We start from the raw sequence: 21,236 nt of genomic DNA on the forward strand, positions 1-21,236 counted from the left end.
GTGAGCTTCTGCCTCGCGAGTCACTCGGGCAGCAAGCCGAGTGCCCGCACCGCGTTCTGCTCGTCGAGCAGATCGGCGACCGAGGCATCGATGCGTGCGCGCGAGAATTCGTTGATGGCGAGGCCCTGCACAATCTGCCAGGCGCCGTCGACGGCGCGCACCGGGAACGACGAAATGAGTCCGGCCGGAACCCCGTATGACCCGTCGGAGACCACCGCCGCCGACGTCCAACTCTCGCCGGTGCCGTTCACCCAGTCGAAAACATGGTCGATCGTCGCATTCGCCGCCGACGCCACCGAGGAGGCGCCGCGCACCGCAATGATCTCCGCACCGCGCTGGGCCACCCGCGGAATGAACTCGTCGCTCAACCAGCGCTCGTCGACCAGATCGATGATCGGCGTGCGACCGGCGCGCGCGTGAAACACGTCGGGGTACTGCGTGGCCGAGTGGTTTCCCCAGATCGTGACATCGCGGATGGAGTGCACCGGCGCCTCGAGATGCGCCGCCAGCAGGCCGAGCGCCCGGTTCTGATCGAGTCGGGTGAGGGCGGTGAACCGTTCGGACGGAACATCCGGTGCGTGCGCCGCGGCGATCAGCGCGTTCGTGTTCGCGGGATTCCCCACCACGACCACCCGGATGTCTCGCGCCGCGCCGGCGTTGATCGCGGCCCCCTGAGGACCGAAGATCCGACCGTTGGCTTCGAGCAGGTCGCGGCGTTCCATGCCGGGTCCCCGCGGGCGTGCGCCGACCAGCAACCCGACGTTGGTTCCGTCGAAGGCCCGCGTGGCGTCATCCGTCACCTCAACTGAGTGCAGCAGCGGGAAGGCGCCGTCCTGCAGCTCGAGCGCCGCGCCCTCGGCAGCTGCCATCCCCGCGGGGATCTCCAGCAGGTTCAACCTGACCGGCACGTCGGAACCGAGCAACTGGCCTGATGCAATGCGAAAGAGAAGCGCGTAGCCGATCTGGCCACCCGCTCCGGTCACGGTGACGGTCATGGGTGTCGAACGTGGCTGTAGGTTCACGGTGCCAGCCTAATCCTGACCTCGGCTGTGCCTCAGTCTCTCTCGACCTGGCTGGCGCCGGTAGGCTCGAGCTATGAGCGGTTCTCTCAATATTCTTTCGGCAACGGCCGACCCGGCGCTGCTCGATCTTCCCTGGCATTTGCCCCTGGACGCCTGGCCGAACCAGAACATCGCAGCTCTGCCCAAGGGCATCTCGCGGCACCTCGTGCGGTTCGCCCACCTCAGCGGTCGCGTCGTCGCGATCAAAGAGACGACGAGCGAAATGGCCAAGGGCGAGTACGACATGTTGCGTCGGCTGCAGGGCCTCGATCTCCCCTGCGTCGAGCCGCTGGCCGTGATCACCAACCGCACCGACGAAGATGGCGCTCCGCTCAAGTCGGTGCTCGTCACGCGGCACCTCAAGTTCTCGCTGCCCTACCGCGCGCTGTATTCGCAGACGCTGCGCCCCGACACCGCCACTCGCCTGGTCGATGCCCTCGCCGTACTGCTCGTGCGCGTGCACATGGTCGGCCTGTTCTGGGGCGATGTGTCGCTGTCGAACACGCTGTTCCGCCGCGATGCCGGTGCCTTCGCCGCGTATCTGGTGGATGCCGAGACCGGCCAGCTCTACCCCGGCGGGCTCTCCAACGGGCAGCGTGAGAACGACCTCGAGATCGCGCGCGTGAACATCGCCGGTGAACTGATGGACCTCGAAGCCGGCGGCCGCGTCGCCGACGAGCTCGACCCCATCCGGATCAGCAACGGCATCGTCGCCGCCTACCGTTCGCTCTGGAAGGAGCTCACCGGCTCCGAGTCGTTCGCCAGCTCCGAACGCTGGCGCATCACCGAGCGCGTCGAACGCCTCAACCACCTCGGTTTCGACATCGAAGAACTCGGCATCAAGACCGACGAAAGCGGCACGACCGTGCGCATCCAGCCGAAGGTCGTCGACGCCGGGCACCACCAGCGCCGCCTGTTGCGCCTGACCGGGCTCGACGCCGAAGAGAACCAGGCGCGGCGCCTGCTCAACGACCTCGATTCGTACACAGCCAGCTACGGCAACCCCGACGCCGACGAAGAGATGGTCGCCCACGAGTGGCTCGTGCGCGTGTTCGAACCGGTTGTGCGCGCGATTCCGCGGGAGCTCAAGGGCAAGCTGGAGCCGGCCGAGGTCTTTCACCAGCTGCTCGACCACCGCTGGTTCATGGCGCAGCACCAGGGCCGCGACATTCCCCTCGCCGAAGCCGTCACCTCGTACGTGCAGGATGTCCTGCGTCACCGTCGCGATGAGGTCACGGTGATCGACCCGCCGACGGGTTCGATCACGATGCCGATCTCGGTAGCCGGCGGGGCCGACGACGAGAGCGACTGGCGGCTGAAGGTCTAGTCACCGTTTCGGTGATCGCGACCACCGCTCGACTCCCCGCTTCTCCGCGAGCAACCAAAATTAGGAGCGGAGGTGTGTCGTGGGCCTTCTGACAGGCTCGTGAGCGCGACACGCCTCTCCGCTCCTTCTTTTGGCCGCGGCCACTCGTCAACCACTGGGATGGGACGACCACCGAGATGCGAAAAACGGTGCCGCCCCGAAGGGACGGCACCGTTTTCGTCAAACGAGAGCGCGAACGCTAGACCGCTGCAGCCTTCGCTGCTTTGTTGGCAGCCTTCGTCGCTGCCTTCACGGTGGAGGCCTCCGCACGCAGGCGGGAGATCTCGTAGAGCGTGACGCTAGCCGCGATACCGGCGTTCAGCGATTCGGCTGCGGCGCTGATCGGGATGGAGACGATCGCGTCGCAGGTTTCGGCGACGAGGCGCGAGAGCCCCTTGCCTTCGCTGCCGACGACGATCACGATCGGGCGGTCGGCCAGGCTGAGGCCGGGCAGCGACACGTCGCCGTCGCCGTCGAGGCCGAGCACGAACACACCGCGCTCCTTGAGCGCCTTGAGCGTCGCGGTCAGGTTGGTCGCCATGGCAACGGGGGTGCGAGCTGCCGCACCGGCCGAGGTCTTCCACGCCGACGCCGTGACGCCGACCGAGCGACGCGCCGGCACGATCACGCCGTGACCACCGAAGGCGGCGGTCGAACGGATGATGGCACCCAGGTTGCGCGGGTCGGTGATGCCGTCGAGGGCAACGAACAACGGCTTGTGGCCGCGGCTGATGGTCAGCTCGAGCAGTTCGATCGGGTGCGCGTACTCATAGGCCGGAACCTTGAGGGCGACGCCCTGGTGCACGGCGTCGCGACCGGCGAGACGGTCGAGTTCCGGACGCATCACCTCGAGGATCGGGATGCCGCGGCCGGTGGCGATCGACAGGATCTCCTTGGTGCGGTCATCCATTTCGATGCGCGTCGCGATGTAGAGGGCCTTCGCGGGGATCTTGGCGCGCAGCGCCTCGAGCACCGAGTTGCGGCCGGTCACGATTTCGTGCTCGTCGATCTGCTTCACGTTGCGGGTCGACGAACCGCCGCCGCCGGTGTTGCCGGTTCCGCCGCGGTTGGAGCCGCGGGCTCCACCGCCCTGCGCACCACCCTGGTAGCCGCCACGCGACTCGGCGCCGTCGGCACCCTGTCGCTTGCGGGTTCCACCGGCCGCGGCAAAGCGATCCTGAGCAGCCTTGCGCTTGCCGGCGGGGTGGTACGGACGGTCTTCGGCCTTCGGCGTCGGCTTCTTGCCTTCGAGCGCCTGGCGCCCCTGTCCGCCCGAACCGACCTGCGGTCCGCGGCTTCCCTTGCGTACGGCGCCGGTGCGCGCCTTGCGCTCTGTGTTCTTCATTAGTCAAAACTCCAATGGGCACCCGATGGGGTGTCTTCGATGGTGATTCCGGCGTCGACGAGTTCGCTCCGGATTCGGTCTGCGGCCGCAAAATCACGGCTCTGCCTGGCGATTTCCCGGTCGGCGAGCAGGCGCTCGACGAGGGCGGTCAGTGCGACCATGGCTGGTTCATCTGTCGCCACGGCCCAACCGGGCGACAGGGGGTTGATTCCCAAGACCTCGCTCATGGCGAGAACGTGGGAGCGGGCGGATGCTGCGGCGTGCAGGTCCTCGGCGTCGAGCGCGGCATTGCCGGCCCGCACAGTCTCGTGAAGCACACCGAGCGCCTGCGGAACGGCCAAATCGTCGTCCATTGCCGCAGCGAACTCATCCGGCACAACTTCGACGCCTGCCCCGGCGAACCGAGTATCGGCGAGTCGGCGGTCGGCACGGTCGAGGAAGCTTTCGATGCGCTCCAGCGCCGCTTCAGCCTCGGCGAGGGAGCCGGGCAGAAAGTCGAGGGTCGAGCGGTAGTGGGCGGCGCCCAAGTAGTAGCGCACGACGATGGGTCGCGCCTGCTCCAACAGTTCGGCCGCGAAGACCGAGTTGCCGAGCGACTTGGACATCTTCTGACCGCCAACGTTGACGAGCCCGTTGTGCACCCAGTAGTTGGCGAAGGCGTCGCCGGCCGCGACCGACTGGGCGAGTTCGTTTTCGTGGTGCGGAAAGCGCAGGTCGAGGCCACCGCCGTGAATGTCGAACTGGCTGCCGAGGTAGCGGGCGGCCATGGCCGAGCACTCGATGTGCCAGCCGGGGCGTCCGTCGCCCCACGGCGACGGCCAGGAAGCGGACGCCGGCTCATCGGCCTTGTGTCCCTTCCAGAGTGCGAAGTCGCGGGGGTCGCGTTTGCCGCGCGGGTCGGCATCGACCGCGGCTTCCATGTTGTCAAGGCTCTGCCGGGTGAGCTCGCCGTAGGCCGGCCAGCTTCCGGTGGCGAAGTAGACGTCGCCGGAGCCGTCGGCAGCCGGGTAGGCGTGGGCGCGGTCGACCAGGCGCGCAATGATGTCCTGCATCTGCTGCACACTCGCGGTGGCCCGCGGCTCGTAGGTGGGGGCGAGGATTCCGAGGCGCTGGTAGCCGGCGGTGAACTCGAGTTCGTAGCGGTAGGCCAGCGCCCACCATTCTTCGGTCGAGCCCTGGGCGTTGACCAGAATCTTGTCGTCGATGTCGGTGACGTTGCGCACGAAGGTCACATCGTTGCCGCGGTAGGCCAGCCAACGGCGCAGCTGGTCATAGACGAGCGCGCTCCGCAGGTGGCCGATGTGCGGCGACGACTGCACGGTGGGACCGCAGACGTAGATCCCGACTTTCCCGGGCACGAGGGGAATGAAGTCGCGAAGGGCTTGAGCCTTCGAATCGTAAAGTCGCACAGTCACGCCTCCCAGCTTAGGACAGCACTCTGCACGGTTACCTGGGGCGTCCCGCCCGGGGCCGAGGAGACGGGAACGGATGCGATGGGAACGGATGCGATGGGAAGGAGAAGGGCGGTGGCCGATGCGGCGATGCCCTCGCCCCGACCGGTAAAGCCGAGCGCGTCGGTCGTCGTCGCCGACACGTTGACCGGGGCGTCGAGGATGCCGCTGAGCCAGGCCTCCGCCTCGGCCCGACGCGGGGCGAGCTTCGGCCGGTTGCCGATGATCTGCACGGCGACGTTTCCGACCCGGAATCCCGCCTCGGTGAGCAGGCGCAGTGTCTCCCGCAGAAACAGCTCGCCGTGCGCATTGGCGTAGCGGGGATCTGAGGTGCCGAAGACGCCGCCGATATCGCCGAGCCCGGCGGCGGAGAGCAATGCGTCGCAGATGGCGTGCACCGCGGCGTCGCCGTCGCTGTGCCCGGAGAGGCCCCGCTCCCCCGGCCAGTGCAGGCCTGCAAGCCAGAGCGGGGAGGCATCGTCGAAGGCGTGAACGTCGAGGCCCGTGCCGATGCGCGGGATGAGCGGCGCGACAGGCGTGTGCGGAGAGAGCAGCAGCTCGGCCCGGCGCAGGTCGGCGTCGGTGGTGATCTTGAACGCGAGCGGGGAGCCGTCGATGACGTGCACGGGGTGACCGGCGGCTGCAACGAGCGCCGCGTCATCCGTCGCCTCGGCCGTTGCCGCGGCAGTGGCTGCCTCGGCCGCGGCGACCAGCATGGCGCGCGGAAAGCCCTGCGGCGTCTGCACGGCCGCAAGCTCAGACCGGTCGAGCGTGGCCTGCACTGCCCCGGCAGCGTCGACTCGTTTGATCGTGTCGACGACGGCGAGGCCGGGCAGAATACCGGCGCCGGTGGAGCAAACAGCGTCGACAACGGCGTCGAACAGCGTTGACGGGGTGAGGGCGCGGGCTGCGTCGTGCACAAGCACCGTGCGAATTTCGGGGCGCAGCACGGCCAGGCCGCGGTTGACGGAATCTTGCCGGGTATCGCCACCCGCCACGACGGTTCCGACCAGATCGAAGCCGCCCGGGATGCCGCGGGCTGCGTGATCGCCCATCGTCCGGGCCTCACCGAGCAGGGCTTCGGGGGCGACGACAATGATCTGCGTCGGCTCCTGCATCCCGAGAACGGAACCGAGTGCGCGCTCGAGCATGGGCACCCCGGCAACGGGCACGAAAGCCTTCGGCAGGGTGCGACCGAGCCGGGTGCCACTGCCCGCGGCGACGACAATGACCGCGACGGTCGGGGCAAGCAGTTCAGTCATGTCAGGAGGCTATCTGGTGGGGCCGACGCCGTAAACGAGCATCAGGGGGAACGGGGAGTGAATGAAAACGAGAAAGGCGGCACCTCGCGGCGCCGCCTGATACTGATGAAAAGACTAGGAAGCAAGTACCTCGTCGAGAACTGTTGATGCCTTCTCTTCGTCGGTCTTTTCGGCCAGGGCCAGTTCGGAAATAAGGATCTGACGCGCCTTGGCCAGCATCCGCTTTTCGCCTGCTGAGAGGCCGCGGTCTTGGTCTCGACGCCACAGGTCGCGCACAACCTCTGACACCTTGATGACATCGCCGGAAGCGAGTTTTTCCAGGTTTGCCTTGTAACGACGCGACCAGTTGGTGGGCTCTTCGGTGAACGGTGCGCGGAGCACATCGAAAACCTTGTCGAGCCCCTCTCGGCCAATCACGTCACGCACGCCGACAAGATCAACATTCTCGGCAGGGACTTCAATGGTCAGGTCGCCCTGGGTAACATTGAGCTTCAGGTACAGCTTCTCTTCACCCTTGATGATCCGCGTCTTCACTTCAGTGATAGTTGCGGCTCCGTGGTGGGGATATACGACAGTTTCGCCAACCTCAAACAGCATGTATTTGTATCCCTTCAGCAACCTCTAGGATACCACAGCGCCAAATGGTAGGGTTCGGCCCGATCACTCTCTGCTCCGAACACCGATAAGCTAAACTCAAAGCGTAATTTTGCGGCGTTCTGACCGGTCAGGTTGAACGTCGAACCGTTGTGGAGGTCTTGTGAGGGCGCGTATCGCTGCATCCGTCGTTTTGGCGGCTGGCATTCTGTTGGGCACGAGCGCCTGCAACTTGTTTGCACCTCAGGCGACCACGATTCACTATGACGCCAGTGATGGCGTCAGTGGCAACGTGGGTGATCTCGCCATCCGTAACGCCATCGTCATTTCTGACAACGGCGAGCTCGGCAACCTGCTCGTCACCGTCGTGAACTCAGGCAAGACATCGCAGGATCTGAAGATCCAGTACGAGGCGAAGGGGGGCAAGAAGGTCTCGCAGGAGGTCGAAATTCCCGCCAACTCATCGATCCCGATCGGTGACCCCGGCTACCCGAGTGTGCAGCTCGAGCGGATCGATACCATTCCGGGCGCCTTGCTTCCCATGTTCTTCCAGTACGGCGAAGAGACCGGCGTTGAGCTTCTCGTGCCGGTTCTCACCAACCAGCTGCCGCAGTACAAGACGCTCGCTCCGACCCCGGAGCCCGTCGCCACGCAGCTTCCCGCAGTGACGCCGACCGCAGAACCGACGGCCGAGCCGACGACTGCCCCGTAGCACCGCTCACAGAAACGCCCGGTCCGTGCGGCTCCTGCCGCCAGACCGGGCGTTTTCATGTGCCTGAATGGGTCACGCCTCGAAGCGGTAGCCCAGCCCTCGAACGGTGACGAGCATCGTCGGCTCGGAGGGAGTCTGCTCGATGCGTGAACGGATGCGCTTGATGTGCACATCCAGGGTCTTGGTGTCGCCGAAATAGTCGGTTCCCCAGACGCGGTCGATCAGCTGACCGCGGGTGAGCACCCGGCCCGCGTTGCGCAACAGAAACTCGAGCAGCTCGAACTCCTTCAGCGGCATCGGAACCACGGCACCGGAAACCGAGACGGTGTGCCGTTCGATGTCCATCTGCACGGTGCCGGAGCTCAGCACGTTCTCGCCGTCGTCACCCTCGTCGATGCGGCGCCGCATCACCGCCCGGATGCGGGCCAGCAGCTCACGGGTCGAATAGGGCTTGGTGACGTAGTCGTCGGCCCCGAGCTCGAGGCCGACCACGACATCGATCTCAGAGTCTTTGGCCGTCAGCATGATGATCGGCACGTTGGAACGCGTGCGGATCTCTCGGCACACCTCGGTGCCAGGGATGCCCGGGAGCATCAGATCGAGCAGAATCACATCGGCGCCGGCTCGGTCGAACTCGGCGAGGGCACTCGGCCCGTCTTCGGCCACCACCACCTCGTAGCCTTCCCGTTCAAGTAAGAAGCTCAACGGTTCGCTCAATGAGCTCTCGTCTTCAACCAGAAGAATGCGTGTCACGGGGTGGTGTCTCCTGTCGCCGCCAGCGCGGTTGTGGTGGGTAGTGCGTTCGGCCCGGTCACCGGAGCTTCCGGAATTCTGATGGTGAAGGTCGAGCCGTGGCCGAGCTGCGACCAGACACGGATGTCGCCGCCGTGGTTCTGCACGACGTGCTTGACGATGGCGAGGCCGAGGCCCGTTCCGCCGGTGTTGCGGGCTCGCGCCTGGTCGACGCGGAAGAACCGCTCGAACACGCGGTCAAGATCGACCTCGGGAATGCCGACGCCCTGGTCGGTGACAGTGATCTCGACGGCGCCGCTGTTGCGGCGCACGCCGACGCCGATCCGCGATCCCTCGGCCGAGTACGCGACAGCGTTGGCGACCAGGTTGTTCACCGCCATCACCAGCAGTTGCTCGTCGCCGTAGACGTAGGCACGGGTCTTCTTGCCGACTGCGATGGTGATTTTCGCGGCGTCGGCGACAACCCGGTTCTGATCGACGGCATCGGCGACGATCGCATCGACACTGACCAATTCGGGCAGCGCGAGCGCCTCCTGCGCCTGCAGGCGCGACAGCTCGATGATTTCCTGGGTGAGGCGGGCGAGGCGACGCGACTCCGACGTCAACCGGTTGGCGAACCGGCGAACCTGCACCGGTTCATCCGCCGCCTGATCGAGAGCCTCGGCGAGCAGGCCGACCGCGGCAATCGGGGTCTTCAGCTCATGGCTGATGTTCGCAACGAAGTCCCGGCGCACCTCGTCGAGCCGGACCGCCTCGGTGTGGTCGTCGGCGAGTAGAAGCACGTAGCGGGTGCCGAGCGTGGCCAGGCGCACCCGAAAGTGCATGCTCGCCTCACCGAACGGCCCGCGGGCGAGTTCGAGGTCTTCGGTGATCGTCTCACCGCTGCGTCGCACCTGGCCGACGAGGTCGACCAACTCGGGATGCACCAGCTGACGGTTGAAGACCAGGCCGAGTGAGAGGGCGCCCGGCGACGCCTTGATGACATTGTTCGACGGGTCGAGTACGACGCCGGCTGACTCCAGCGCATCGAGCACCTGATCGATGCCGTCGGGAACCGCGGGGTTGACCACTTCAGCTGCCTGTCGGCCGTGTCGTTCAGCCGCATAGAGCAGAGTGACGAATCCGGCACCGACTGCCAAACCCAAAGCCAGGCAGACAAGCACCAGCCACGTCGATTCCATTCTTCTAGGTTAGTGACTCGCGCAGGGGTCGAAGCCGGTAAACGAGGTCGGCCACGATACTTTAGGAAGTGTTCAAGCCCGCGGCACCTGCCGTTAACCTGACCCGGGCATGCTAGCTCGGGGACCAGTCGGGTCTCATCGGCCCGCGAGTTGCGCGGCCAGGAAGGACCACACCGATGCGCGAAGTATTCCAACAGGAGCTTGCCGAGGTGCAGGAGCGTCTCGTCGAGATTTCCCGCCTCGTTGCTATCTCGATCGACAAAGCGACACGAGCCTTCAACGAGTCCGATGTCGGGCTCGCCGAGGAGGTCATCGCCGATGACGACAAGATCGACCTGCTGACCGTCGAACTCGATGAATTGGCCATCACCATCCTCGCTCGGCAGCAGCCGGTCGCCCGCGACCTGCGCATCGTCGTCAGCGCCCTGCGCATCAGCGCGTCGCTTGAGCGGATGGGCGACATGTCGACCCACATCGCGCAGCTGGCCCGCTACCGGTTCCCCGACAAGGTGATTCCGAAGAGCCTGCGCCCCACCTTCGCGCAGATGGGCGCGGTCGACGTTGCGATCGCCAACATGCTCACCGAGCTTCTCACCACCGAAGACATGCAGCTGGCCGAGACCATCCGCAATGAAGACGACAAGGTCGACGCGCTGCACCTCAGCGTGTTCGACGCGGTTCTCGGCGAGACTTGGAAGGGTCAGGCTGCTGACACCGTCGATGCGACTCTCGCGAGCCGTTACCACGAGCGTTTCGCCGACCATGCGGTCTCGATCGCGAAGAAGGTTCAGTACCTCGGAACCGGCGACTGGCACCAGGACAGCGGTTCCTAGTAGCCTTCCGGGCCCGGGTTAAGCGCGGGTTAAGTAGATACGACGAAGCCCCGGGAACGTGCGAACGGTCCCGGGGCTTCGTCGATGGCGGAGAGGGGCTACTTCTTGCCCTGCGCGGCAACCGCCGCGGCGCCGGCAGCGGCGGCTTCGGGGTCGAGGTACTCGCCAGGACCAAGCGGCATCAGGTCTTCGCCCAGCTTGTAGACAAGTGGGATGCCGGTGGGGATGTTGAGCTCGGCGATGTCCTCATCGGAGACACCGTCGAGGTGCTTGACCAGCGCGCGCAGCGAGTTGCCGTGGGCGGTGACGAGCACGGTCTTGCCGGTCTTGAGGTCGCCGGCGATGTCGGACTCCCAGTAGGGCAGCATCCGCTCGATGACGTCTTTCAGGCATTCGGTGCGGGGCACCGCGTCGCCGAGGTTGGCGTAGCGGGCGTCGCCGACCTGCGACCACTTGGCGTCGTCGGCCAGCACGGGCGGCGGCACATCGAAGCTGCGACGCCAGAGCTGGAACTGCTCCGGACCGTACTTCGCGAGGGTCTCCGCCTTGTCGAGGCCCTGCAGAGCGCCGTAGTGGCGCTCGTTCAAACGCCAGGAACGCTTGACGTCGATCCAGAGACGGTCGGCCTGCTCGAGCGCGAGGTCGGCGGTCTGGATGGCGCGGGTGAGCACCGAGGTGTGAACGATGTCGGGGAGGATTCCGGCTTCGGCGAGGAGTTCGCCGGCCCGGCGGGCCTCGATGATTCCCTGTTCGCTCAGTCGAACATCCACCCAGCCGGTGAAGAGGTTCTGCTGGTTCCACAGGCTGTTGCCGTGACGGAGGAGGACGAGTGTGTATGGCGCAGACATGTTTCAACTCTAGCGAGAGGGGACAATAGGAGTATGCCGGTCGGAACAATTACACGTGGAACCACGAACACGAACCGGCTCCGCCGCATTGACCGTTGGATCGGTCATCTGCGTGTGCTGCGCCACGTCGCCGACCCGCTCGTTGTCGACCTTGGTTACGGCGCGAGCGCGGTGACCGCCCTCGAGCTGCACCACCGGCTGGCCAAGAAGCGACCGGATGTGCAGGTGCTCGGTCTCGAGATCGACCCGGCCCGGGTGCGCGGTGCGAACGAGCAGCTGGCCGAGGTGCGGGAGGGCAAGACCGGTTTCGCCACCCACGCGCATGTCTCCTTCGCGGTCGGCGGCTTCGAAGTGCCGTTGCCGAAGGGTCGCACGGCCGCGATCATCCGGGCGCAGAATGTGCTGCGCCAGTACGACGAGTCGGAGGTGCTACCGGCCTGGAAGATGCTGGTGACCCGGCTCCAGCCGAACGGTGTGCTGATCGACGGCACCTGTGACGAGATCGGGCGCATCCACGCCTGGGTGGATGTCGCTCCGGGCGGACCGTCCCACTTCAGCATCTCGCTGCGCCTCGACGACCTCGAGCGTCCGTCGATCGTCGCCGAGCGCCTTCCGAAGATTCTGATTCACCGCAATGTGCCCGGCGAGAGGGTGTACGAATTATTGCGGGACCTCGACCGTCACTGGCAGCATCAGTCACCGCTCGGCGCCTACGGCCCGAAACAACGCTGGGTCGCGACCGTTGCCGCGCTCAAAGCGCAGGGCTGGCCGGTGCAGGGCGGGCCGGCACGCTGGAAGCTCGGCGAGCTGACGCTGCCGTGGGCATCCGTGGAGCCGAACGGTTTTCGCTGGGATTAGTCGGTGGTCGAGCCTGTCGAGACCCGGTGGGCCAATCTCGCGAGCCGGTCACGGGATCTCGACAAGCTCGATCACCGAAGCGGCTCGATCACCGAAACGGTGGTCGAGCCTGTCGAGACCCGGTGGGCCAGTCTCGCGAGCCGGTCACGGGATCTCGACAAGCTCGATCACCGAAGCGGCTCGATGAGTGAACGACAGCGAGGGTTGCCTAGCGCGGCGGACGCACGCCGAGCCGCGGCATCCGCGGGATGTCGAGCACCGCGCCGGCCGATTGCGGCACGATCACTTCTTGGCTGGCCGCGATCGAGACGCCCTGCGACTCGACATAGACGGTGACGCTGGCCGGCACCGCCCGCTTGACCACGGCGAGCGCGATCGGTCCGAGCTCGAAGTGCCGGGCACTCGAGGTGATGGCGCCGATCGGGCGTCGTTCGGGCTCGCTGCCGGGCAGCACCCGGTCGGCCGAGACCTCGTCGCCGTGCACCGGAAGGATTGAGTCGGAGCCGTCGAGGTGCAACAGCACGAGACGACGCGGCGGGTGCCCGAGGTTGTGCACCTTGGCCACGGTTTCCTGTCCGCGGTAGCAGCCCTTGTTCAGGTGCACCGCGGTGCGCAGCCAGTCCAGTTCGTGCGGGATAGTCTTCTCGTCGGTCTCCAGGGCGCGGCGCGGGCGCCAGGCCGCGATGCGCAGCGCTTCGAAAGCGAGGATGCCGGCGACCTGCAACGACCCGGCCGTGACCGCGTCGCGCAACTCACTGAGCGCGGCACGCGGAATCAGGGTTTCACGCCAGTGCCAGGATGCGCCGGGGTGCTCAGCGGTCTCGGCGTACTGGTGGCCACCCGGAGTCACGTGTTCCCACGGGTCGTTCCAGACGAGCGCCACACCGTTCGGGGCGGCCGGCGTGAGCACAGCGAGCCGAGTTGGCGCCGCATCCGCGCCCATCGTGCCGATCGTCGCGTACTCATGCGTGTGGTCGCGCACCTCGACACGCAGCATGAAACGCATCTTGTCGAGCCAGGCGTGCAGGCCCGGTAGTTCGGCGGCTTCGACGAGCAGCCAGGTTTCAACGCCGTCGTCGATCACCTGCATCGCGTACTCGACGCGTCCGGTCTGGTCGAGCATCAACGTTTCGGTCGACTCCCCCGGCGTCAGCCCGAGCAGCGCCTGGCTTGAGATCGAGTTGAGCCAGCTCAACCGGTCGGGCCCGGCGACGCCGAGCACGCCGCGGTGGGAGAGATCGACCACGGCATCGCCGGCCAGCAGGTGACGCTGTTCAATCATCKGGTTGCCGTAGTGGGCGGCGACGCCGACATCGAGACCGTCGGCTTGCACCGCCCCGTCGAGCTCAAGAAGGGGGGAAACCATTGGTTCGGTCATGGTGTGTCTATTCCACTCGTGCGAGGCGGCCCGACGCGTGAGTGCGCAGACCTTGGCCGAGGGCGGCGATGTCCCACGCCCACAGCAGATGATTCTCGACCAGGCCGTAGAGCCGGGTCGCCGCCGTGTAAGGCTTTGCAGTCTCACTGTGTACAACGGCGTCGGTGGCCAGATCGATGCGGGGGCCGGCGACCTGTCCGAGGTACAGTTCTGCGACGCCGCCCGGATGCACCAGGGTGACCTCGATGTCGAACCCGCCGGCGTCATTGCGAAGGGTTTCGACCGATTCAGCATCGGTGAAGGGGGCCGCGCTCCGCGCAGGCAAGAGTCCGGGGCCCGGATCGCCGTCACCCTGCGGCCGGTGCAACCGCCAGTAGCCGGTCTCGGTGGCCAACGGGGTCTTCTCGTCACTGTCCGAGCCCTCTTCGGGTTCGAGCCAGGTGTACGAGCTGTAGTTCAGGTACGGCAGTCCGTCATGGCTGAAGCTCATCCGGTGTCCGAATTCGCGGGTGACGCTCTCGTCACCGACCGCGTAATCGAGTACGCCGGAGCCTTCCCAGACCCCGATCAGCCACGACAGCGGCACGAGTTCGGGCGGTAGACCGACCGGCAATTCGATCATTGAAACTACCGCTGACCCCGGAAGAGGTTCAGGAGGACGACCACTGAGACCCACGCGATCGACAGGCTGGCCAGTCCGAGGAGGCCCAGAAAGAGGATTTCGAATGCAAGCGGCGACATGCTTCAACTCTACTGCTCTGCGACCAGCGGTTGCTTCAGTCGGTCAGCGCGTCAGCGCAGTCAGGCAGCGCAGCCAGGGAGATCGGTCAGAGCAGCCCGACCAGAACGAAGATCCCGGTCGCTGCGCCCAGCACGAGAACGGAGCCGACGATGCTGGCGGTCACCCGGTCCACGTAGCCTTCCGGACGCCCACCGGCGAGCTGGATGCACAGTGTCACGATGGTGCAACCGGCCACGGAGAGGCCGATCCAGGCCAGGTATTGGCCGGGAACGGAGAGCAGCCCGACGAGCAGCGCGCAGACCACGCTCAGCAGCCACACAACTGCGACGGATTTCCACTGGCTCTTCACGCTCCCCATTCTGCCCTGCCGCGGCCGGAATCTCGCGCACTGTAGTATTGGCGCACGATCCTTGGAGGATGCGGTTGGCACAGTTGTTGATCCTTACCTCGGCGGTCAACAATGATGTTCTCCCCGCCCTGGCGTTGCTCTCGCACGGCATGACTTATCTCCCTGCCCAGCCGGGACAGATCTTGACAGCGCCTGATTCCGATCTGATCCTCATCGACGCCCGCACGAACCTCGTCGCAGCCAAAGGCCTCTGCCAGATCTTGCGGTCCAGCGGCGCCGAAACTCCATTGCTGCTTATCATCACTGAGGGCGGCCTCACGGCGGTCAGCCCCGATTGGGGCATCGACGATGTGATTCTCGACTCGGCTGGTCCGGCCGAAATCGATGCGCGCATCCGTCTTGCTGCAGGTCGCACCCCGCGCGACGTTCCCGCTCCCCTGATTCGGGCTGCCGGCGTCGTGATCGACGAGGCGAGCTATTCGGCCAAGGTGCATGGCAAGCCACTCGACCTCACTTATAAGGAGTTCGAGCTTCTGCGCTTCTTGGCCGCGCATCCGTCGCGGGTGTTCACCCGGGAGCAGCTGCTCAGCGAGGTGTGGGGTTACGACTATTTCGGCGGCACCCGCACGGTCGACGTGCATGTGCGGCGTCTGCGCGCGAAGCTGGGTGACCAGGAGTCACTGATCGGCACCGTGCGCAACGTCGGATACCGGTTCACTGTGCATGAAGAGGAAAATGGCTCGCGTGTCTCTCTCACTGAGATTTCTTGATCTGACGGATGCCGCCTCCTCGGCTGCATTTCGAGAGGTCGCCGATACGGCAACCCGGTTCGACGGTTACCACCCCTTTAATGAGCAGAGCCTGCTCGATGCGGCGGCGGGACGGCGGCGGGCGGCCTTGATCATGAAAGAGGGAGCTCCCGTCGGCGGCGCGATCCTCGGCGACGGCGAGCTCGATCTGGTGATTCTGCCGGCGTATCGCGGCAACGGGTTGGGAACCGAGGCGGCTGCCGCATTGTTAGGCGAGATCGACCCCGAAGCGGCGCTCACCGCGTGGGCACACGGCGATCACCCGGCTGCCCGCGCCCTCGCACTGCGGTCCGGTTTCGCCCCGGTGCGCACGCTGCTGCAACTGCGGATGCCGCTCGGCGACGTCGGCGGTTCCGTGGTCGCCCCGGCGTCCGAGCCGGGGGTGGCGATCAGCGCATTCCGCCCCGGCGTCGATGACGCGGAGTGGGTGGCGTTGAACGCGCTCATCTTCGCGAGTCATCCCGAGCAGGGCGCCGTGACGCTGGCCGACCTCGCCGACCGCAGGGCAGAGCCCTGGTTCGACGCCGGCGATTTTCTGCTCGCCCGCGAGACGTCGGGCAATGCAGACACCAACGACGCCCCCGCCGGCACCGGCCGCCTGATCGGCTATAACTGGCTGAAGATTGACGAGCCCGATGCCGACGGGCACCGTCTCGGCGAGATCTACGTGATCGGGGTGCATCCGGATGCCGCCGGCCGGGGCCTCGGGCGCATCCTGATGCAGGCGGGCCTCCGACGCCTAATCGAGCGCGGCTGCACCACGGCGGCGCTCTATGTCGAAGCCGACAATGAGGGGGCCGTGCATCTGTATCGGTCGCTGGGCTTTGTCGATCACACGATTGACATGCAGTACCGGCGGTAGCGTGCGTCGTTGATCGCGCAACCGGTGATCGAGGACCCGGTGATCGTGTCTCGACAGGCTCGACAACCGATCGAGATCTCGCAATCGGGTCTCGAGATCGGCCCACCGGGTCTCGACCGGCTCGACCACCGAGAAAGATCAACGGGGAGCGTGTTCACCAATACGGCCCCGAAAGTTTGGCGGGCGGTGCAAAGATGGACGGATGGACGGCGACAACATCCAGGCAGACTCCGATTTCGGCAGCGACTTCGACGACGACTTCGACCCCTTGGTCGGCGCGAATGACCCTGCGCTACCGAGCGAACGGTACCTCGACCGCGAACTGAGCTGGCTTGCCTTCAACCAGCGGGTGCTGGAACTGGCCGAGGATCCCGACTTGCCGGTCCTGGAACGCGCCAACTTTCTGGCCATTTTCGCCAGCAACCTCGACGAGTTCTTCATGGTGCGGGTCGCCGGCCTGAAACGGCGCATCCTGACCGGTCTGGCCGTTCCCACCAACGTGGGCCGTGCGCCTCAGGACGTGCTCTCCGACATTTCGAAGGCCGCGCATGCGCTGCAGAACCGCCACGCGCTCGCCTTTCACGACCTCGTGCGTCCCGCCCTCGCCGAGCAGGGCATCGAGGTCGTCAACTGGGACACCCTGAGCCAGGACGAGCGGGATTCGCTGCGCGACTACTTCTCGAACCAGATCTTCCCGGTGCTGATGCCGCTGGCCGTCGACCCGGCGCATCCGTTCCCCTATATCTCCGGCTTGTCGATCAACCTGGCGATTCGGGTGCGCAACTCGAAGACGGGCAAGCAGGAGTTCGCGCGGCTCAAAGTGCCGCCGATGTTGCCGCGATTTGTGCGCGTCGACCGCTCCGAGCCCGTCGAACACCTGCGCTTCATCACCCTTGAGGACCTCATCGCCAATCACCTCGGCGACCTCTTTCCTGGCATGGAGATTCTCGAGCACCACGTGTTTCGGGTCACCCGCAACGAAGACGTCGAGATCGAAGAAGACGAGACCGAGAACCTGATCAAGGCGCTCGAAAAGGAGTTGCTGCGGCGCCGGTTCGGCCCGCCGATCCGGCTCGAGATCACTGAAGACATGGACGAGGTCACCCTCGGCCTCCTCGTGCGCGAACTCGACGTGACCGACCAGGAGGTGTACCGGCTGCCGGCCCCGCTCGACCTCGGCGGCCTGTTCGACTTCTCCCGCATCGACCGCCCCGACCTGCACTTCGACAAGCATGTGCCGACCACGGCTGTGCAGCTGATGCCGGCCGAGCCTCAAGCGGAACCCGACGTGTTCGCGGCGATCTCCCGCGGTGACATCCTGCTGCACCACCCCTACGAGTCATTTGCGACGAGCGTGCAGGCGTTTCTCGAGCAGGCGGCAGCCGACCCGCACGTGCTCGCCATCAAGCAGACGCTGTACCGCACTTCGGGCGACAGCCCCATCGTCGAGGCGCTCATCGACGCGGCGGAGTCGGGCAAGCAGGTGCTCGCCCTCGTTGAGATCAAGGCGCGGTTCGACGAGCAGGCCAACATTTCCTGGGCGCGCAAGCTCGAGAAGGCCGGCGTGCACGTGGTCTACGGCCTCGTCGGCTTGAAGACCCACTGCAAGCTGGCACTCGTCGTGCGCCAGGAGCGGGGCGTGCTGCGCCACTACAGCCACATCGGCACCGGCAATTACAACCCGAAGACCAGTCGCATTTACGAGGACCTCGGGCTGCTGACCGCGGATGCCCAGGTCGGCAAAGACCTGACCCGTCTGTTCAACGAGCTCTCGGGTTATGCCATCGAGAAGAAGTTCAAGCGCCTGCTGGTCGCCCCGCTGCACCTACGGAAAGCGCTGCTCAAGCGCATCGGCGATGAGACGGCGGCGGCGCTGGAAGGCCGGCCGGCCGGCATCCGGATCAAGGTCAACTCGATGGTCGACGAGGCCATCATCGACGCGCTCTACCGGGCCAGCCAGGCCGGGGTGAAGGTCGATGTCTGGGTGCGGGGTATCTGCAGCCTGAAACCCGGCGTCGAGGGCATGAGTGAGAATATCCGGGTGCGTTCGATTCTTGGGCGCTACCTGGAGCACTCCCGCATCTTCTCGTTTCACAACGACGGCGACCCCCAGGTCTTCATCGGCAGTGCCGACATGATGCACCGCAACCTCGACCGTCGGGTCGAGGCACTGGTGCGGCTCGTCGCCCCCGACCACCTGGCCGAAATCGACTCGTTGTTCGCACGCGCCATGGACGACCGCACCTCATCGTGGTGGCTGAGTGAATCCGGGGAATGGACCCGACATGACCGCGACGATTCGGGTCAGCTCCTCGACGACATGCAAAATAGGCTCATGCAACAGATCGGGCACCGCAAGCGTTTGGCCATCCGTCGATGAAATCAGTGAAGTCGATGACTGACACGGCCGTCTACGCAGCAGGAGCCGTCTGCTGGAGGTTGATTGACGGAAAAATGCACGTGCTGCTGATTCACCGCACCGTGCACGGCGACGTGACGATTCCGAAGGGCAAAGTCGACCCGGGCGAATCACTCCCGCGCACGGCGGTGCGGGAGATCGAGGAAGAGACGGGGCTGGCCGTCGCGCTCGGTGTCCCCCTGCCCATCTCGCGCTACGTGATGCCGAACAACCGCGAGAAGATCGTGCACTACTGGGCGGCCGAGGTCACCCCCGAGGCGATTCAGCGTTCAACATTCGTGCCGAACGGCGAGGTGGCCGCGATTGAATGGGTGACCATCAAGAAGGCACGCACCTACCTCACCTACGAGCAGGATGTCGTGATCATCGACGCCTTCGCCAAGCTCGTCGACGCCGGCGTGACGAGCACCTTCGCCCTGATCGCGCTGCGCCACGGCAAGGCACTTCCGCCGGCCCGCTGGGACGGCCCCGACAGCACCCGCCCGCTCACCGAACGCGGCGTCGCCCAGGCGGCCAGCGTGGTCGAGACGATCACCGCCTGGCAGCCACGGCGCATTGTGAGCAGCACGGCGACCCGCTGCGTGACGACGGTCGCCCCGCTGTCGGCCGCCACCGGCATCCCGATCAAACGCACCGACAAGATCAGCCAGGCCGCACAAGAAGCAGGGACCGCCGATGTGCGCAGCGTGATCGGCAAGCGGGTGCGCTCGCGCAAGACCGCTGTGCTCTGCAGCCACGGCCCGGTGTTGCCCGAGATTCTGCGCGAGATGGCGTTGGCCACCGGCACGACGCTCGGTTCCTACATCTCGTCGGCAGCCGATCTGGAGACCGGCGGGTTCTCGGTCGTGCACCTCTCCGCTGACAACCCCAGCTCGGGAATCATCGCGATCGAAACGCACGCCCCGCGGGTGTAGCCACACCCCGGTGGTCGAGGAGCGCCCGACGGAGTCGGCCGCGTCTCGAGACCTGGCGAGCCGATCTCCAGACCGTGGTTGCGCCCGAGGATCGGCTCACGAGGTCACTTCGACGGGCTCAGTACATCGCTCGAGACACGGGCTCGCTGCGCTCGCTCGTTCCTCGACCAACGAAGTGGGAATGGTCCAGTTTCGTTAACCTCCCGTTTACCGTCATGGGGGAGTCTCGTTAACCACAGGACGTAGCGTCACTGACAAGTCGAGCACAGAGGCACAAGATGTGGTCGGCCCTCGTCCTGTATTCAACCCCTCGAAGGGATTTCCCGTGAACATCAAGCGTTTCAGCGCTCCCGCCGCTTTTCTGGCTGTAGCCGCACTCGCTCTGACCGGATGCGCCGCCAACGAAAGCGGAGCTTCCGCACCGAGCGAGACCGCATCCGCCAGCACGCTTTCCGGCACCATCAACGCAGCAGGCGCATCTTCACAGGGCGCAGCCCAGGAAGCCTGGATCGCACAGTTCCAGACAGCTAACCCTGACGTCACGATCAACTACGACCCGTCGGGTTCCGGCGCCGGTCGTGAGACCTTCGCCTCGGGCGGTTCCGACTTCGCCGGTTCCGACTCGTTCCTCAAGGACGAGGAGCTCGCCGGCTCCTTCGCCAGCTGCGTTCCCGGCACCACCGCCGTCGACCTCCCGGTCTACATCTCCCCGATCGCCGTGATCTTCAACGTCGAGGGCGTCAAGAACCTGAACGTCGACGCTCAGACCCTCGCCAAGATCTTCAAGGGCGACATCACGACCTGGAACGACCCGGCCATCGCCGCGCTGAACCCCGACGAGAAGCTGCCCGCCACGCCGATCACCGCGGTTCACCGCTCGGACGACTCGGGAACCACCAAGAACTTCGCCGACTACCTCAACCAGGTTGCACCGGATGTCTGGACCGAGAAGCCGGCCGACACCTTCCCGTTCCAGTCGGGTGAAGGCGCACAGGGCACCTCCGGTGTCGTCGACGCCGTCACCAACGGCGTGGGCACCATCGGCTACGCCGACGCCTCACGTGCCGGTGACCTCGGTGTCGCAAAGATCAAGGTCGGCGACAAGTTCGTCGGATACACCGCGGATGCCGCTGCTGCAGTCGTCAACGACTCCCCGCTGGTCGAAGGCCGCGCTGCCGATGACCTCGCCATCCAGCTCAACCGCACCACCACCGACCCGACCCACTACCCGCTGGTTCTGGTCAGCTACGCCATCGTCTGCACCGAGTACGCCGACGCCGCCCAGGGTGAGCTTGTGAAGTCGTACGTCGGCTACATGGCCAGCGAAGCCGGCCAGACCGAAGCCGCCAAGTCGGCCGGTGCCGCGCCGCTCTCCGCCGACCTGCAGAGCAAGGTCGCAACTGTGATCGCCACCATCAAGTAACACCAGTCACTATCCGCCCGATCCGGACACCGCAGCGTACGCGATGTCCGGGTCGGGCACACTGAGGTTTCCGGCC

At 65.8% G+C, this 21,236-nt stretch carries 20 protein-coding genes; 9 read left to right on the forward strand and 11 right to left on the reverse strand.

Annotated elements, in window-relative coordinates:
* Positions 1 to 20: 20 nt before the first annotated feature.
* Positions 21 to 995: a malate dehydrogenase gene (locus tag AB4Y63_RS09525; RefSeq protein WP_441790988.1), complete on the reverse strand. Its 975-nt coding sequence runs from the start codon at positions 993 to 995 to the stop codon at positions 21 to 23.
* A 100-nt stretch (positions 996 to 1,095) separates the two neighbouring features.
* Between AB4Y63_RS09525 and AB4Y63_RS09530 the strand changes: the two genes are divergently transcribed.
* Positions 1,096 to 2,388, forward strand: a complete 1,293-nt coding sequence (locus AB4Y63_RS09530) for a DUF4032 domain-containing protein (protein ID WP_441790815.1) — start codon at positions 1,096 to 1,098, stop codon at positions 2,386 to 2,388.
* 238 nt (positions 2,389 to 2,626) lie between these two features.
* Here the strand turns inward: AB4Y63_RS09530 and rlmB are convergent, their stop codons facing one another.
* The 4 genes from rlmB to AB4Y63_RS09550 form a co-directional block, all read right to left on the reverse strand.
* A complete protein-coding gene (rlmB, locus tag AB4Y63_RS09535; RefSeq protein ID WP_441790816.1) occupies positions 2,627 to 3,772 on the reverse strand; it encodes a 23S rRNA (guanosine(2251)-2'-O)-methyltransferase RlmB in 1,146 nt (381 codons plus the stop codon).
* Positions 3,772 to 5,187 (reverse strand): cysteine--tRNA ligase, encoded by a 1,416-nt coding sequence (gene cysS / locus AB4Y63_RS09540; protein WP_441790817.1) that lies wholly within the window; start codon positions 5,185 to 5,187, stop codon positions 3,772 to 3,774. Before cysS ends, rlmB begins: the two co-directional genes overlap by 1 nt.
* Entirely contained in the window at positions 5,184 to 6,485 is a 1,302-nt protein-coding gene (ispD, locus tag AB4Y63_RS09545; protein ID WP_441790818.1) for a 2-C-methyl-D-erythritol 4-phosphate cytidylyltransferase, read from the reverse strand. The genes cysS and ispD overlap by 4 nt, the downstream gene beginning before the upstream one ends.
* Before the next feature lie 114 nt (positions 6,486 to 6,599).
* A complete protein-coding gene (locus tag AB4Y63_RS09550; RefSeq protein WP_345068979.1) occupies positions 6,600 to 7,082 on the reverse strand; it encodes a CarD family transcriptional regulator in 483 nt (160 codons plus the stop codon).
* Positions 7,083 to 7,242: 160 nt separating this feature from the next.
* Between AB4Y63_RS09550 and AB4Y63_RS09555 the strand changes: the two genes are divergently transcribed.
* On the forward strand, positions 7,243 to 7,791 hold the full coding sequence (locus AB4Y63_RS09555) for a hypothetical protein (RefSeq protein ID WP_441790819.1): 549 nt from the start codon (positions 7,243 to 7,245) through the stop codon (positions 7,789 to 7,791).
* Between the two features lie 72 nt (positions 7,792 to 7,863).
* On the opposite strand, the gene AB4Y63_RS09560 is transcribed toward AB4Y63_RS09555, so the two are convergent.
* Positions 7,864 to 8,544, reverse strand: coding sequence for a response regulator (locus AB4Y63_RS09560; RefSeq protein ID WP_441790820.1), 681 nt, complete (start codon positions 8,542 to 8,544; stop codon positions 7,864 to 7,866).
* Positions 8,541 to 9,725, reverse strand: coding sequence for a sensor histidine kinase (locus tag AB4Y63_RS09565; protein ID WP_441790821.1), 1,185 nt, complete (start codon positions 9,723 to 9,725; stop codon positions 8,541 to 8,543). Before AB4Y63_RS09565 ends, AB4Y63_RS09560 begins: the two co-directional genes overlap by 4 nt.
* 176 nt (positions 9,726 to 9,901) lie before the next feature.
* Here AB4Y63_RS09565 and phoU point away from each other — a divergent pair, with 176 nt between their 5' ends.
* Complete coding sequence (phoU, locus tag AB4Y63_RS09570) at positions 9,902 to 10,558, forward strand: phosphate signaling complex protein PhoU (RefSeq protein ID WP_441790822.1); 657 nt, start codon at positions 9,902 to 9,904, stop codon at positions 10,556 to 10,558.
* Positions 10,559 to 10,656: 98 nt separating this feature from the next.
* Here phoU and AB4Y63_RS09575 read toward each other — a convergent pair whose 3' ends face one another.
* The gene (locus AB4Y63_RS09575; protein WP_441790823.1) at positions 10,657 to 11,406 is read right to left on the reverse strand and encodes a phosphoglyceromutase; all 750 of its coding nucleotides are present in this window, start codon (positions 11,404 to 11,406) and stop codon (positions 10,657 to 10,659) included.
* Positions 11,407 to 11,439: 33 nt separating this feature from the next.
* Here AB4Y63_RS09575 and AB4Y63_RS09580 point away from each other — a divergent pair, with 33 nt between their 5' ends.
* On the forward strand, positions 11,440 to 12,264 hold the full coding sequence (locus tag AB4Y63_RS09580; RefSeq protein ID WP_441790824.1) for a class I SAM-dependent methyltransferase: 825 nt from the start codon (positions 11,440 to 11,442) through the stop codon (positions 12,262 to 12,264).
* Positions 12,265 to 12,472: 208 nt separating this feature from the next.
* Here AB4Y63_RS09580 and ygfZ read toward each other — a convergent pair whose 3' ends face one another.
* From ygfZ to AB4Y63_RS09595, 3 genes are all read right to left on the reverse strand, one after another.
* Positions 12,473 to 13,642, reverse strand: a complete 1,170-nt coding sequence (gene ygfZ, locus AB4Y63_RS09585; protein ID WP_441790825.1) for a CAF17-like 4Fe-4S cluster assembly/insertion protein YgfZ — start codon at positions 13,640 to 13,642, stop codon at positions 12,473 to 12,475.
* A 7-nt stretch (positions 13,643 to 13,649) separates the two neighbouring features.
* Positions 13,650 to 14,264, reverse strand: a complete 615-nt coding sequence (locus AB4Y63_RS09590) for an FABP family protein (RefSeq protein WP_441790826.1) — start codon at positions 14,262 to 14,264, stop codon at positions 13,650 to 13,652.
* 205 nt (positions 14,265 to 14,469) lie between these two features.
* Positions 14,470 to 14,733: a hypothetical protein gene (locus AB4Y63_RS09595; RefSeq protein WP_441790827.1), complete on the reverse strand. Its 264-nt coding sequence runs from the start codon at positions 14,731 to 14,733 to the stop codon at positions 14,470 to 14,472.
* A 74-nt stretch (positions 14,734 to 14,807) separates the two neighbouring features.
* On the opposite strand from AB4Y63_RS09595, the gene AB4Y63_RS09600 reads away from it, so the two are divergent.
* The 5 genes from AB4Y63_RS09600 to pstS all read left to right on the forward strand — a co-directional run bounded on the left by AB4Y63_RS09600 (position 14,808) and on the right by pstS (position 21,160).
* Positions 14,808 to 15,503, forward strand: coding sequence for a winged helix-turn-helix transcriptional regulator (locus AB4Y63_RS09600; protein WP_441790828.1), 696 nt, complete (start codon positions 14,808 to 14,810; stop codon positions 15,501 to 15,503).
* The gene (gene mshD, locus AB4Y63_RS09605; protein ID WP_441790829.1) at positions 15,478 to 16,404 is read left to right on the forward strand and encodes a mycothiol synthase; all 927 of its coding nucleotides are present in this window, start codon (positions 15,478 to 15,480) and stop codon (positions 16,402 to 16,404) included. Before AB4Y63_RS09600 ends, mshD begins: the two co-directional genes overlap by 26 nt.
* Positions 16,405 to 16,606: 202 nt before the next feature.
* Positions 16,607 to 18,784: an RNA degradosome polyphosphate kinase gene (locus AB4Y63_RS09610; protein ID WP_441790830.1), complete on the forward strand. Its 2,178-nt coding sequence runs from the start codon at positions 16,607 to 16,609 to the stop codon at positions 18,782 to 18,784.
* Positions 18,785 to 18,798: 14 nt separating this feature from the next.
* Positions 18,799 to 19,737 (forward strand): NUDIX hydrolase, encoded by a 939-nt coding sequence (locus AB4Y63_RS09615; RefSeq protein ID WP_441790831.1) that lies wholly within the window; start codon positions 18,799 to 18,801, stop codon positions 19,735 to 19,737.
* 325 nt (positions 19,738 to 20,062) lie between these two features.
* Positions 20,063 to 21,160 carry a phosphate ABC transporter substrate-binding protein PstS gene (pstS, locus tag AB4Y63_RS09620; protein WP_441790832.1) on the forward strand — a complete coding sequence of 366 codons (1,098 nt, stop codon included), beginning with the start codon at positions 20,063 to 20,065 and terminating at the stop codon, positions 21,158 to 21,160.
* Positions 21,161 to 21,236: the final 76 nt, after the last annotated feature.

Origin of the sequence: Leifsonia sp. YAF41, assembly GCF_052113185.1 — a bacterium.
Taxonomy (GTDB): domain Bacteria; phylum Actinomycetota; class Actinomycetes; order Actinomycetales; family Microbacteriaceae; genus Cryobacterium.